The following is a 12,535-nucleotide window of genomic DNA, read 5'->3' as shown; positions in this document are numbered from 1 at the left end:
GCCGGCCGGGCCTCAGGCCCGGTCGGCCCCGTCAAACCGGTCGGGCAGCTTGTAAAGCTCCTCGTATTCCGGGCGATGGAAATGCCATAAGCCATCGCCGCGCTGTTCCCAGGTGGCGTGCATCACCTGGCGCACATGCTCCAGATCGAAACTCTCATCCACCGGTCGCGCCTCGAAGGCCGAAAACACTTCGTCATCGTTGCGCCCCTCGGCGAACCATTTCGGGTTGGTGCGCACGGCGCCTCCGGCGGCCACCTCCTTCTGCTTCTCGATAAAGGCGTTCCGGCGATTTAGTGTTTCTACATAAAGCCCATAGTCGCAATACTTCATGTGGAACATGTACAGGAACTCGGGCATGTTCAGCTTTTCATATTCGGCATAATGCCCGCCACGCCCGATCTTCGCGGGGCGCGAGACGATACATGGCTTGGCATAATGGAGCGCCACCTGCGCATGCAGGCGCGGCCCCAGGATACCGCCGCCGATATCCTCCTTTTCCCGGTCGCGCAGATGAACGATCTCCAGCCCCATCGCGGTATAAACCGTGCGCCCCGGCGCCTTGTCCAGCCAGGTGCGCAGGTTCATGCCGGTGGCGGGATCGACCACGACAAATTCGTCCACATCGCAGATCAGCACATGCTTGTACCACTGGCGCAGCGCGTTCTTCAGGTAATTCTTGGTGCGCCAGTGCAGCATGGTGAACTGGCTGGTCTCGATCGCGGGCACCGGAAAGATATTGCAGCCCTGCGCCAGTTCGCGCACCAGCGGCTCGTCCCCGTGACTGATGATATACAGGTTGTTGCGGCCGAAAAGCCCGCCGTAATACTGCACGAACCGCGTTAGGAAATAGGCATCGTCCCGACAGATCGTCAAAACCGCCGTATTCGCATCCACCTTCACCTGAAATACCCCTGCCCGTTTTCCATGCGAATACAGGAAAGCGCGCCGCACCGGCAAGAGGCTGCTGGGCGCAGAGCGGGTATCACCCGGAAATTACATCGAACTGTGGGAGAAGTGGCGCGGTTGACGGGGCTCGAACCCGCGACCCCCGGCGTGACAGGCCGGTACTCTAACCGACTGAGCTACAACCGCGCATCTATGTCGCCCTCCGGGCCGGTCCAGTTCCCCTGGAAAGGTCAGGCAGTGGCGCGGTTGACGGGGCTCGAACCCGCGACCCCCGGCGTGACAGGCCGGTACTCTAACCGACTGAGCTACAACCGCGCGCTGCGTGATATGGCGTTCCCTGCGGAACGTTTGGGTGTATTATGGCCCCGCTCCGGCATCGTCAAGCAGGTTTCGCATTTTTTTCGCCCGCACCCGGAAAATTGTCCAACCGCGCCCAGTGGATCTTGCGCGCCGGTACCGGGTTGCCACAGATTTCGTCCGCAAAAACAGGCCCTTCGACGCCACTCATACGCTTGTAGAACCGGCGCGCGGCGGTGTTTTCGTCCAAGACTTCCAACCACATGGCGCGGTGCCCGCGCCGATCCAGTTCTGCCGCCGCCGCACGCAACAGCGCCTCTCCCAGACCGCTGCCGCGCGCCTCGGCCGCGACATGCAGGCTTTCGATCAGCGGCCCCTCCGGGTGGCCCGGGCGCACCAGGACGAATCCCTCACCCGCGCCCGCCACCAGCAGGATATCGCCCACCGGCGGCAGCGCCGCCCAGCGCGCGGCCATCTCCTGCGCCACCGGCGCGCCCAGAAACGCCTCCGGCAAGGCACCGGCATATGAGGCACGCCAGTTGGCAAGATGCAGGTCGCGGATCGCGGGCAGGTCGCGGGCTGTAGCAGGTCGTATGGTCATGGCCCGTCCCCTGCCAGTTTCTCACCGCGCAGGCAAGGGCGTGAACTCCTGATCGTCTCCCGGCGGCAGACGGAACCGGCCATGCATCCAGTCGCCCGCGCGCCAGGCTTCCTTGGCGGCCTCGATCCGGTCCTTGCTGGTGGCCACGAAGTTCCACCAGATATGACGCGGACCGCCCATCGTGGCGCCGCCCAGCAGCATCAGCCGCGCCCCCTGCGGCCCCGCCTTCAGGCTCAGCCGGTCGCCGGGGCGGAACACCATCATGCGCCCGGTGTCAAAGACCTGCCCGGCCACCTCGACCGAGCCGCCCACGACATAGACGCCCCGGTCCTCGTGATTGTCCGGCAGCGGCAGCGCCGCGCCCGGTTGCAGAACCGCGTCCGCATAGAACATCTCGGAGGTGGTGGAAACAGGCGCCGCCGCGCCCCAGGCATCGCCCAGAATCAGCCGCACGCGCTTGCCCTCACCTTCCAGCTCCGGCAATGCCTCGGCCGGGGTGTGCTCGAAGCTTGCCCCGGTCTCCTCCAGATGCTCCGGCAGCGCGACCCAGGTCTGGATTCCGAACATCTGCAAGGGGGCCTTGCGCGCCTCGTCGTCGGTGCGTTCGGAATGGGTGACCCCGTTGCCCGCAACCATCCAGTTGACCGCGCCGGGCTCGATCCACTGATCGGTGCCCAGGCTGTCACGATGGTGCAGCCGACCCTTGTAGAGATAGGTCACCGTGGCCAGCCCGATATGGGGATGCGGCCGCACGTCTATCCCCTGCCCGGTCAGGAACTCGGCTGGCCCCATCTGGTCGAAAAAGATGAACGGCCCCACCATCTGGCGGCGCGGCGCCGGCAGGGCGCGGCGCACCTCGAAGCCGCCCAGATCGCGGGCGCGCGGCACGATCACCGTTTCGATGGCATCCACGGCATCGCCAATCGGCACATGGGTATCCAACAAGGGGTTCCAGCTCATCTCAGTCCTCCGTTCGCGTGTGACGAGACAAAGGTAGCACCCACATGAAATCGCACAATTGGAAAGAAATTGCGATTTAATGTGCGTAAACGCACAATGTTAGGTCGGACTGCGGAACAGCCGGGTCGAAGAGAACATCGCCTCCAGCTCCTCGATCCGTTCCTTGCTCTCCTCCCAGCGGGCGCCCTGCACCTCGGCGATCAGCGCCTCGACGATCAGTTGCAGTGCGATGGTGCTGTCCCAGCTCGACGGCGCCTCGACCAGCCCGTTAAAGGTCAGGTTCGCCACCCGCCCGATGGGAGAACCCCATTGATCGGTGAACAGGATCACCGTAACCCCCCGCTCGCTGGCGATCTGCGCCAGCTTCTCCAGATGCGCCTCGTAACGGCGGATGTCAAAGATCACCAGGACCGAGCCTTCGTCCATATCCAGCAGGTATTGCGGCCAGACGTTGGCGGAATTGCCCAGCATGGTGACATTGGGCCGGATGATCTGCATGTGGTTGAACAGGTAATCCGCGTTCGATCGCGTGATCCGCCCACCCACCACATAGAGATGCCGCCCGGTATCGGCCAGGATCGCCGCCACCTTGTCGAACATCGCGGTGTCGATCCGCTCCAGCGTATGACGCATATTGGCCCAGACCACCTGTGCAAACCGCATCAGCGGGTGTTCCGCCCCCTCGTCCACCACCCATCCGTCGCGTTTCGAGATCGGCTTCTTGATCTGGGCTGCCACCTCGTCGCGCAGCGCGTCCTGAAGGTCGGGAAACCCGTCGAACCCCAGCTTGCGCGCCATCCGGATCACCGTCGGCGTCGACACACCGGCGGCAGCGGCCAGCTTGGTGATCGATTGCAGCCCGCCCATCGGATAATCCTGCAACAGAACCGATGCGAGCTGCCGCTCCGAACGGGTCAGCTGCTCCGTCTCGTCCTGAATTCGCTGTTTGACCAGTTTCGTTGTCTGGGGCACGCGCGGGCCTTTTCTCTAGCATTTGTTTCAGCGTACCCCAATCTGTAATCATGTCTACAGAAACTTTCTTGACAGCCCTGTCCGTTATGTAACCAATGCTACACATGATCACTAAACCCGATTCCCCTGTGCTGTCCCAAATCGAAGGGCCCGCCGCCCGTGTGCTGAACCCGCGCGGGGCTGCGGCCGCGCTCTTGGTGTGCGAACATGCCAGCCGGTTCATTCCCGCCGCGCTCGGCGGTCTGGGATTGGACGCCGCCGCCGCCCGCTCTCACGCGGCCTGGGACATCGGCGCGATGGAACTTTCGGTGGAACTCTCGGGCGCGCTCGATGCGCCGCTGGTCTATTCCCGCGTCAGCCGTCTGGTCTATGACTGCAACCGCCCGCCGCACCGCCCCGACGCGATGCCCGCGCAAAGCGAGGTCTTTGCCATTCCCGGCAACACAGGCCTGAGCGAGGCCGACCGCAACCGGCGCGCCCGCGACGTCTACCACCCGTTCCGCCAGCTTCTGGCCGATACGCTGGAGGCCCGCCCGGGCCCAACCGTTCTGATCACCATCCACAGCTTCACCCCAATCTACCAGGGCAAGACCCGCGACGTCGAACTGGGCATCCTGCATGACAGCGACGACCGCGCCGCGCAGCTCCTGCTGCGCGCGGCCGAGGGCTCGGGCCTGCGGGCTGCGCTGAACGAGCCTTACTCCGCCACCGACGGCGTCACCCATACCTTGCGGGAACATGCCATCGCGCGCGGCCTTCCCAACGTGATGATCGAGGTCAAGAATGACCTCATCGACACGCCCGCCGGCGTCAACCGCCTGGCCGGGCTACTGGCGCCGATGCTGGCCGCCACCATAAACGAACTGGCCCCTGCGGGAGACCGGACATGACAACAGAGGTAAAGGCATGAACGCGCTACGCGCCTATGTGACAGCGGTCGACCGGATGAACCGCCGGATCGGCCGGATCGTGATGTATGGCATCTTCGCGATGATGGGCATCCTGCTCTGGTCCAGCTTCTCCAAGGTCGGCAGCGATCTGGGTTTTGACATCAACCCCTCGCTCTGGACGCTGGAAATGGCGCAATTCGCCATGGTCGCCTATTACATCCTCGGCGGCCCTTATTCGATCCAGATGGGCTCGAACGTGCGGATGGACCTGCTCTATGGCGAGTGGTCGGAAAAGCGCAAGGCATGGACCGATGCCTTCTCTGTCCTGTTCCTGATCTTCTATCTCGGTGTGCTGCTCTATGGCGGCTATGACAGCCTCAGCTATTCTTTCCAATATGGCGAGCGCAGCCCCACCGCCTGGCGCCCGGTCCTCTGGCCGATCAAGGTGATCATGTGTCTGGGCATCCTCCTGATGCTGTTGCAGGCCCTTTCCGAACTGGCCAAGGACATCCTGCGTATCCGCGGCGAAGACATCCCGCGCGAGGTGATCTGACATGTCCTATGAACTGATCGCCATTTTGATGTTCAGCACGATGATGATCATGCTGATGACCGGCCAGCGGGTGTTCGGCGCCATCGGCTTTGTCGCGGTGCTGGCCTCGCTGCTCCTCTGGGGCGACCGGGGCGGCTATGACATCGGCTTTTCGGCGGCGATGAAGCTGATGAAATGGTATCCGCTGCTGACGCTGCCGATGTTCATCTTCATGGGTTACGTGCTGTCGGAATCCAAGATCGCCGACGACCTCTACAAGATGTTCCATGTCTGGATGGGCGGCCTGAACGGCGGGTTGGCCATCGGCACCATCGGGTTGATGGTCCTGATCTCGGCGATGAACGGACTTTCTGTCGCGGGCATGGCCATTGGTGCCACCATCGCGCTGCCGGAACTTCTCAAACGCGGCTATGACAAGAAGATGGTGACAGGCGTCATTCAGGCCGGGTCCAGCCTGGGGATTCTGGTGCCGCCGTCGGTGGTACTGGTGCTCTATGCCATGATCGCGCGCCAACCGGTGGGCCAGCTCTGGCTGGCGGGCGTTTTGCCGGGCCTGATGATGGCTGCCATGTTCATTCTCTACATCGCGATCCGCTGCAAGCTGAACCCCTCCCTCGGCCCCGCCCTCTCGCCCGAGGAGCGTGACGTGCCCATGGCCGAGAAACTGCGTCTCTTGCGCGCGGGCCTGCTGCCGCTGGGCATCTTCGCGGCGATGATGGTGCCCTTTGTCAACGGCTGGACCTCGCTCGTCGAAAGCTCGGCCATCGGCGCGCTCACGGCCTTTCTGGCCGCCGTGTTCAAGGGCCGGATGACCCGCCAGGTGTTCGAGGTTTCGGTCCGCTCCACCCTGGGCATCTCCTGCATGTTCATGTGGATCATCCTGGCCGCACTGGCCTTTGGCGCGGTGTTCGACGGGCTGGGTGCGGTCAAGGCGATCGAGAACCTCTTCACCGAGAAACTGGGCCTCAACCCCTGGATGATCCTGATCCTAATGCAGCTCAGCTTCATCGTGATGGGCACCTTCCTGGACGACACCGCGATGCTGGTGATCGTGGCGCCGCTGTATGTGCCGCTGGTGGGCGCGCTTGGCTTCGACCTGATCTGGTATGGTGTGCTTTATACCATCACGACACAAATCGCCTATATGACACCGCCATTCGGCTATAACCTGTTCCTGATGCGGGCCATGGCTCCGCCCGAGATCACCCTGCGCGACATCTACGGCTCGATCCTTCCTTTCGTGCTGGTGATGGTGCTGGCCCTGACGATCATCATGGTCTTTCCACAGATCGCGCTGTGGCTGCCCGAATATGTCTACAACAAGTGATCCCGGAGTGAACCGGGGCTTTCAATCCACCTTTTTGCAACTGGGAGACAACCGATGACCACAAGACGCAAGTTTCTGACCACTGCCGCTGTCGGTGCGGCGGCCGCGCCGCTGGCCACCCCCGCACTGGCGCAATCGACCATCAAGTGGCGGATGCAGACCTATGCCGGTGCCGCCCTGGCCGAACATGTCGTGGTGCCCGCCATCAACATGTTCAACCAGATCGCCGGTGACCGCATGCAGATCGAGCTCTTCTTTGCCGATCAGCTGGTGCCAACCGGAGAGCTGTTCCGCGCCATGCAGCGCGGCACCATCGACGCGGTGCAGTCCGATGACGACTCCATGGCCTCGCCCACCGAGGTCACCGTGTTCGGCGGCTATTTCCCCTTCGCCTCGCGCTACTCCCTCGACGTGCCGGTGCTGTTCAACCAGTATGGCCTGAACGAGATCTGGGATGCGGAATATTCCAAGGTCGGCGTCAAGCACGTCTCGGCCGGATCCTGGGATCCCTGCCATTTCGCCACCAAGGACCCGATCAACAGCCTGGCCGACCTGAACGGCAAGCGCGTCTTCACCTTCCCCACCGCGGGCCGCTTCCTGTCGCAGTTCGGCGTGGTGCCGGTGACGCTCCCGTGGGAGGATATCGAGGTCGCGGTACAGACCGGCGAGCTCGACGGCATCGCCTGGTCGGGCATCACCGAGGATTACACCGTCGGCTGGGCCGATGTGACCAACTACTTCCTGACCAACAACATCTCGGGCGCCTGGATCGGCCATTTCTTTGCCAACATGGACCGCTGGAACGAACTGCCCGAAGACCTCAAGGCGCTGTTCACACTCTGCTGCGAGCAGTCGCACTACTACCGTCAGTGGTGGTATTGGGGCGGCGAGGCATCCTTGCGCGTCAACGGCACCAAGATGCAGCTGACCTCCATCCCCGACAGCGAATGGAACCAGGTCGAAGCCGCCGCCATCAAGTTCTGGGACGAGATCGCGGCCGAGTCGGAAACCAAGGCAAAGGTCGTCGAGATCTTCAAGAAGTACAACGCCGACATGGCCAAGGCCGGACGCCCCTACCGCTACGGCTGATTCAAACCGCCGGTCCGCGACAGTCGCGGACCGGCCTCCACATGCCCGGGAATTTTCGCCGAAAATTCTCTCTCCAACTCAAAGGTCGCACATGCTCACGTTCGAAACACTCAAGGCTCAGGTTGCCGACGGCTCGGTGGATACGGTTCTGGTCTGTGCCGTCGACATGCAGGGCCGCCTGATGGGCAAGCGCTTCCACGCGCAGAACTTCCTCGACAGCGCCTGGCAGGAAACCCATTGCTGCAATTACCTGCTGGCCACCGATCTGGAAATGGCCACACCCGACGGTTACCAGGCGACCAGCTGGCAGGCGGGCTATGGCGACTATGTGATGAAGCCCGACCTCTCGACCCTGCGCCCGATGCCCTGGCTCGAAGGCACGGTGATGGTGCTCTGCGACCTGCTCGACCACCACACCCACGAACCGGTACCGCATTCGCCCCGCCAGGTTCTCAAGGCCCAGATCGCGCGTCTGGCCGAGATGGGCCTGACGCCCATGATGGCGACCGAGCTTGAATTCTTCATGTTCGAGAAGAGCTTTGCCGAGATCCGCAAGTCGGGCTTCCGCGATCTCGCCACCTTTGGCGGCTACAACCAGGATTACCACATCCTCGCCACCACCCGTGAAGAGCATGTGATGCGCCCGCTGCGCAACCATCTCTATGCCGCCGGCATCCAGGTCGAATGCACCAAGGGCGAGGCCGAGGCCGGCCAGGGCGAGCTGAACGTCCGTTATGCCGATGCACTGGCAAACGCCGATCACCACACGATCGCCAAGATGGCCACCAAGGATATCGCCGACCAGCACGGCCATGCCGCCAGCTTCCTGCCGAAATGGCACCATACCCGCGTCGGCTCGTCGAGCCACGTGCACCTGTCGCTCTGGCGCGGATCGGAACCGGCCTTCTATGACAAGGACGCGCCGCACGGCATGTCCGAACTGATGCGCCAGTTCTGCGCCGGGATGATCAAGTATGCTCCCGATTACACGTTCTTCCTTGCGCCCTACGTGAACAGCTACAAACGCTTCATGAAGGGCACGTTTGCCCCCACCAAGACCGTCTGGTCGGTGGACAACCGCACCGCAGGATTCCGCCTGTGCGGGGAAGGCAGCAAGGGCGTGCGGATGGAATGCCGCATCGGCGGCGCCGACCTGAACCCCTATCTGGCCCAGGCCGCGCTGCTGGCCGCCGGTATCCGAGGACTGGAGGAAAAGCTCGAACTGGCGCCTGCGACAAGCGGCGATGTCTATGACAATGCCGATGCCGGCGAGATCCCCCGCACCCTGCGCGCCGCGACCGAGACGCTGCGCAATTCTGCCATGCTGCGCGCCGCGATGGGGGATTGGGTGGTCGACCACTATACCCGCTGCGCCGAATGGGAGCAGGAGGAGTTTGACCGCGTGGTGACCGATTGGGAAATCGCCCGCGGTTTCGAAAAGGCTTAAGGCCAGACAAGGAGGGGGCCAGCCCCCTCTGCCGCTGGCGCGGCATTCACCCCCGGGATATTTCGGGCAAGAGGAAGGGCGCAAGGGCGCCAAGAGGATCGTGATGGCTCAGACAGTCAAATGCATCTCGCCGATCGACGGATCGGTTTATCTGGAGCGGCCGGTGGCCACGCGAGAGGCGGCCATGGACGCGGCCGACCGCGCGCGTGCTGCGCAAGCCGCATGGGCGGCATGCCCCCTGGCCGAGCGCGTGGCGCTGGTGCTGGCGGCGGTGGCCGAGGTGGGCAAGACCACCGACCGCATGGCGGTGGAACTGGCCCATCAGATGGGCCGCCCGGTCCGCTATGGCGGAGAGTTCCGCGGGTTCGAGGAGCGTGCCACCTATATGGCCGGAATCGCCGAAAGCGCGCTGGCGCCGCTGGTGGTCGAAGACAGCGACGCCTTTCTGCGCAAGATCGAGCGCGAGCCCTTTGGCGTGGTGCTGGTGGTGGCGCCCTGGAACTATCCCTATATGACCGCGATCAACACGGTGGCGCCCGCGCTGATGGCGGGCAATACGGTGATCCTGAAACATGCCGCCCAGACCTTGCAGGTGGGCGAGCGGATGGCCGAGGCGTTTCATGCCGCGGGCATCCCCGAGGACGTGTTCCAGAACATCGTGCTGGACCACGACACCACCGCCGAGCTGATTTCCGGCCGCAAGGTGAACTTCGTCAACTTCACCGGTTCGGTCCGGGGCGGCCAGGCGATGGAACGCGCCGCCGCCGGCACCTTCATCCCCGTCTCGACCGAGCTGGGCGGCAAGGATCCGGGCTATGTCCGCGCCGACGCAGATCTGGACGCCGCCGTCGAGACGCTGATCGACGGGGCCATGTTCAACTCGGGCCAGTGCTGTTGTGGGATCGAGCGGATCTATGTGCATGCGAGCCTGTTCAACGCCTTTGTCGACAAGGCGGTGGCGCTGGTGAACAGCTACAAGCTGGGCAACCCGCTGGATTCCGAGACCACCATCGGGCCGATGGCCAATGTCCGCTTTGCCCGGGTCGCCCGCGACCAGATCGAGGATGCCATCGCCAAGGGCGCGACCGCCCATATCGAACGGTTCCCGCAGGATGACGGCGGCGCCTATCTGACGCCGCAGATCCTGACCAATGTCACCCATGACATGGAGATCATGCGCGAAGAGACCTTCGGGCCCGTCGTGGGCATCATGCCGGTCGCCGATGACGAAGAGGCGATTGCGTTGATGAACGATTGCCAGTTCGGGCTGACCGCTTCGATCTGGACCCGCGACACCGCCCGCGCCGACGAGATTGGCAAGCGGCTGGAAACCGGCACCGTGTTCATGAACCGCTGCGATTACCTTGACCCGGCGCTCTGCTGGACCGGTTGCAAGGATACCGGCCGCGGCGCGGGCCTGTCCGTGCTGGGCTTCCACGCCCTGACCCGTCCCAAATCCTACCACCTGAAAAAGGCTTGAGGCCCATGAAACTTGTTGGAAACTGGTCCTATCCCACCGCCATCCGCTTTGGCGCGGGGCGGATCGCCGAAATCGCCGAGGCCTGCAAGGCCGCCGGTATCTCCAAGCCGCTGCTGGTCACCGACAAGGGGCTGGCCGCGATGGAGATCACCACCCGCACGCTCGACCTGATGGAGGCCGCGGGCCTTGGCCGGGCGATGTTCTCGGATGTCGACCCCAACCCTTCCGACCGCAATGTCGAGGCGGGGCTCAAGGTCTATCGCGACGGCGGGTACGACGGCGTCGTCGCCTTTGGCGGCGGCTCGGGGCTGGATCTGGGCAAGACGCTGGCCTTCATGGCGGGCCAGACCCGCCCGCTCTGGGATTTCGAGGATATCGGCGACTGGTGGACCCGCGCCGACCCGGCAGGCATTCACCCGATCGTCGCCGTGCCCACCACCGCTGGCACCGGGTCCGAGGTCGGCCGTGCAGGCGTGATCACCAATTCGGACACCCATGAGAAAAAGATCATCTTCCACCCGCTGATGTTGCCCAAGGTGGTGATCTGCGACCCGGAACTGACCATGGGCATGCCGAAATTCATCACCGCCGGCACCGGCCTGGATGCCTTTGCCCATTGTGTCGAGGCCTATTGCTCGCCCCATTACCACCCGATGAGCCAGGGCATCGCGCTGGAAGGCATGCGGCTGGTCAAGGAATACCTGCCCCGCGCCTATGCCGACGGGTCGGACCTTGAGGCGCGCGCGCATATGATGTCGGCCGCCGCCATGGGCGCCACCGCCTTCCAGAAGGGGCTGGGCGCCATCCATGCACTGTCCCACCCCATTGGCGCACATCATCATACCCATCACGGCACCACCAACGCGGTCTGCATGCCCGCCGTGCTGCAATTCAACCGCCCTGCGGCCGAGGGCGTGCTGGCCGAGGCCGCTGCCTATCTGGGCATCGCGGGCGGGTTCGACGGGTTCGCGGCCTATGTCGATGATCTGAACACGTCGCTCGGCATCCCGAAAACCCTGACAGACCTGGGCGTCAAGGATCCGAACCTCGACATCCTGGTGCGCGACGCGCTGAACGACCCCTCGACCGGTGGCAACCCTGTCCAGATGACCGCCGAGAACACCCGCAAGCTGTTCGAAGCGCTGCTCTGACCCGACTGCCCGGCGCGTCTCATCGCGCCGGGCACAGGTCAACCCACTGACACCCGAATTCACGACACCACCGGCCTACCCCAAGGAACATACGCCTCTGCGCCGCGTTTACGTCGCTCCCAGGCGGTAACTTTGCGCGCGCGCGTGAAGCCGATGCATGTCGTCATCCGCGATACCAAGCTCGTCGAGATGCCGAACCAGCGAATCCAGGTAGGCAAAATTGGGACCAAGATTGCCCTCCGCCACAGCGATCATCCGCGCGGCGTCGTCCTCGGGCAGATCCGGCATATATCGACGATTGTCCCGATCCATTACAAAGGTCAGCGCCTCTACCGGGCCCTGAGGCGTGGCCACCTCCAGAAACAATGGTCGATAGGCACCGGAAAACATCTCGCGATGCCACATGAACTGCGTTTCCTGATCGACCAGCGGCCCGGAAATGCGCATCACGACGCCGTCGCAATGCCCGCCTTCGTCCAGGGCCGCCATCAGCCCGGGCCGCGCAAAACTGCCGCGCCCACCTTCGAGCCGCATACAGAAGCTCCGCCGCCACCCCGGCAAGGTGCCGTACCTGTATTCCTCCACCTGAACCGCCGGGTCCCAGATGAGCGAGCCATAGGCAAAGACCCAGAGATCCTGCACCATACGTCCCTCTAGAACGCCAAGCCGGTTCGCTTCTCTGGCGTCATGTTCCATCCGCCAACCGGGCGGCCAGCCCTCCTTTTCCGCTTGGATATCCAACTCGGCAAAACGATCCAGGCCAAAGCGCAATTCGGATTCGTCTGGCGGCGTGATCAGACCTCGAAGCGCCGGAGTATGGCGGAAGACATGGTGCGGAAAGGGCATGGCCGGAGTTAGCCAT

General features: G+C 63.6%; 12 protein-coding genes and 2 tRNA genes. 7 read left to right on the top strand and 7 right to left on the bottom strand.

Translation table 11 applies throughout. The annotated features are described in order from the left end of the window. Positions 1–12: 12 nt before the first annotated feature. The 6 genes from G0P99_RS01790 to G0P99_RS01765 form a co-directional block, all read right to left on the bottom strand. Positions 13–900 carry a glycosyltransferase family 2 protein gene (locus G0P99_RS01790; RefSeq protein ID WP_164127117.1) on the bottom strand — a complete coding sequence of 296 codons (888 nt, stop codon included), beginning with the start codon at positions 898–900 and terminating at the stop codon, positions 13–15. Positions 901–1,015: 115 nt separating this feature from the next. Further along, positions 1,016–1,092, bottom strand: a tRNA-Asp gene (locus G0P99_RS01785). A gap of 52 nt (positions 1,093–1,144) precedes the next feature. Continuing rightward, positions 1,145–1,221: transfer RNA gene (locus G0P99_RS01780), tRNA-Asp, on the bottom strand. A 64-nt stretch (positions 1,222–1,285) separates the two neighbouring features. Continuing rightward, positions 1,286–1,804, bottom strand: a complete 519-nt coding sequence (locus G0P99_RS01775; RefSeq protein ID WP_164127115.1) for a GNAT family N-acetyltransferase — start codon at positions 1,802–1,804, stop codon at positions 1,286–1,288. A gap of 21 nt (positions 1,805–1,825) precedes the next feature. Next, the gene (locus G0P99_RS01770; protein ID WP_164127113.1) at positions 1,826–2,764 is read right to left on the bottom strand and encodes a pirin family protein; all 939 of its coding nucleotides are present in this window, start codon (positions 2,762–2,764) and stop codon (positions 1,826–1,828) included. A gap of 99 nt (positions 2,765–2,863) precedes the next feature. Continuing rightward, positions 2,864–3,736 carry a MurR/RpiR family transcriptional regulator gene (locus tag G0P99_RS01765; RefSeq protein ID WP_164127111.1) on the bottom strand — a complete coding sequence of 291 codons (873 nt, stop codon included), beginning with the start codon at positions 3,734–3,736 and terminating at the stop codon, positions 2,864–2,866. Positions 3,737–3,840: 104 nt separating this feature from the next. Between G0P99_RS01765 and G0P99_RS01760 the strand changes: the two genes are divergently transcribed. The 7 genes from G0P99_RS01760 to G0P99_RS01730 all read left to right on the top strand — a co-directional run bounded on the left by G0P99_RS01760 (position 3,841) and on the right by G0P99_RS01730 (position 11,673). Continuing rightward, entirely contained in the window at positions 3,841–4,626 is a 786-nt protein-coding gene (locus G0P99_RS01760; RefSeq protein ID WP_239059634.1) for an N-formylglutamate amidohydrolase, read from the top strand. A gap of 16 nt (positions 4,627–4,642) precedes the next feature. Next, positions 4,643–5,179, top strand: a complete 537-nt coding sequence (locus G0P99_RS01755; protein ID WP_164127108.1) for a TRAP transporter small permease subunit — start codon at positions 4,643–4,645, stop codon at positions 5,177–5,179. Between the two features lies 1 nt (position 5,180). Beyond that, a complete protein-coding gene (locus G0P99_RS01750) occupies positions 5,181–6,506 on the top strand; it encodes a TRAP transporter large permease subunit (RefSeq protein ID WP_164127106.1) in 1,326 nt (441 codons plus the stop codon). A gap of 54 nt (positions 6,507–6,560) precedes the next feature. Beyond that, positions 6,561–7,595 carry a TRAP transporter substrate-binding protein gene (locus G0P99_RS01745; RefSeq protein WP_164127104.1) on the top strand — a complete coding sequence of 345 codons (1,035 nt, stop codon included), beginning with the start codon at positions 6,561–6,563 and terminating at the stop codon, positions 7,593–7,595. Positions 7,596–7,686: 91 nt separating this feature from the next. Then, positions 7,687–9,042, top strand: coding sequence for a glutamine synthetase family protein (locus tag G0P99_RS01740; protein ID WP_164127102.1), 1,356 nt, complete (start codon positions 7,687–7,689; stop codon positions 9,040–9,042). 103 nt (positions 9,043–9,145) lie between these two features. Continuing rightward, complete coding sequence (locus G0P99_RS01735) at positions 9,146–10,522, top strand: aldehyde dehydrogenase family protein (RefSeq protein ID WP_164127100.1); 1,377 nt, start codon at positions 9,146–9,148, stop codon at positions 10,520–10,522. Positions 10,523–10,527: 5 nt separating this feature from the next. Beyond that, on the top strand, positions 10,528–11,673 hold the full coding sequence (locus G0P99_RS01730; protein ID WP_164127098.1) for an iron-containing alcohol dehydrogenase: 1,146 nt from the start codon (positions 10,528–10,530) through the stop codon (positions 11,671–11,673). A 108-nt stretch (positions 11,674–11,781) separates the two neighbouring features. Here the strand turns inward: G0P99_RS01730 and G0P99_RS01725 are convergent, their stop codons facing one another. After that, complete coding sequence (locus G0P99_RS01725) at positions 11,782–12,519, bottom strand: gamma-glutamylcyclotransferase (RefSeq protein ID WP_164127096.1); 738 nt, start codon at positions 12,517–12,519, stop codon at positions 11,782–11,784. Positions 12,520–12,535: the final 16 nt, after the last annotated feature.

This window comes from Ruegeria sp. PrR005 (genome assembly GCF_010500245.1).
Classification (GTDB): Bacteria; Pseudomonadota; Alphaproteobacteria; order Rhodobacterales; family Rhodobacteraceae; genus Ruegeria_B; species Ruegeria_B marisflavi.
Note: the sequence above shows the minus strand (reverse complement) of the source record. Positions and strands in the feature narration are given on the sequence as shown.

Excerpts from the sequence above, each read along its gene's own strand:
- G0P99_RS01775 (WP_164127115.1), bottom strand. The coding sequence starts at position 1,804 with ATGACCATACGACCTGCTACAGCCCGCGACCTGCCCGCGATCCGCGAC.
- G0P99_RS01770 (WP_164127113.1), bottom strand. The coding sequence starts at position 2,764 with ATGAGCTGGAACCCCTTGTTGGATACCCATGTGCCGATTGGCGATGCC.
- G0P99_RS01760 (WP_239059634.1), top strand. The coding sequence starts at position 3,841 with ATGATCACTAAACCCGATTCCCCTGTGCTGTCCCAAATCGAAGGGCCC.
- G0P99_RS01755 (WP_164127108.1), top strand. The coding sequence starts at position 4,643 with ATGAACGCGCTACGCGCCTATGTGACAGCGGTCGACCGGATGAACCGC.
- G0P99_RS01750 (WP_164127106.1), top strand. The coding sequence starts at position 5,181 with ATGTCCTATGAACTGATCGCCATTTTGATGTTCAGCACGATGATGATC.
- G0P99_RS01745 (WP_164127104.1), top strand. The coding sequence starts at position 6,561 with ATGACCACAAGACGCAAGTTTCTGACCACTGCCGCTGTCGGTGCGGCG.
- G0P99_RS01740 (WP_164127102.1), top strand. The coding sequence starts at position 7,687 with ATGCTCACGTTCGAAACACTCAAGGCTCAGGTTGCCGACGGCTCGGTG.
- G0P99_RS01735 (WP_164127100.1), top strand. The coding sequence starts at position 9,146 with ATGGCTCAGACAGTCAAATGCATCTCGCCGATCGACGGATCGGTTTAT.
- G0P99_RS01730 (WP_164127098.1), top strand. The coding sequence starts at position 10,528 with ATGAAACTTGTTGGAAACTGGTCCTATCCCACCGCCATCCGCTTTGGC.
- G0P99_RS01725 (WP_164127096.1), bottom strand. The coding sequence starts at position 12,519 with ATGCCCTTTCCGCACCATGTCTTCCGCCATACTCCGGCGCTTCGAGGT.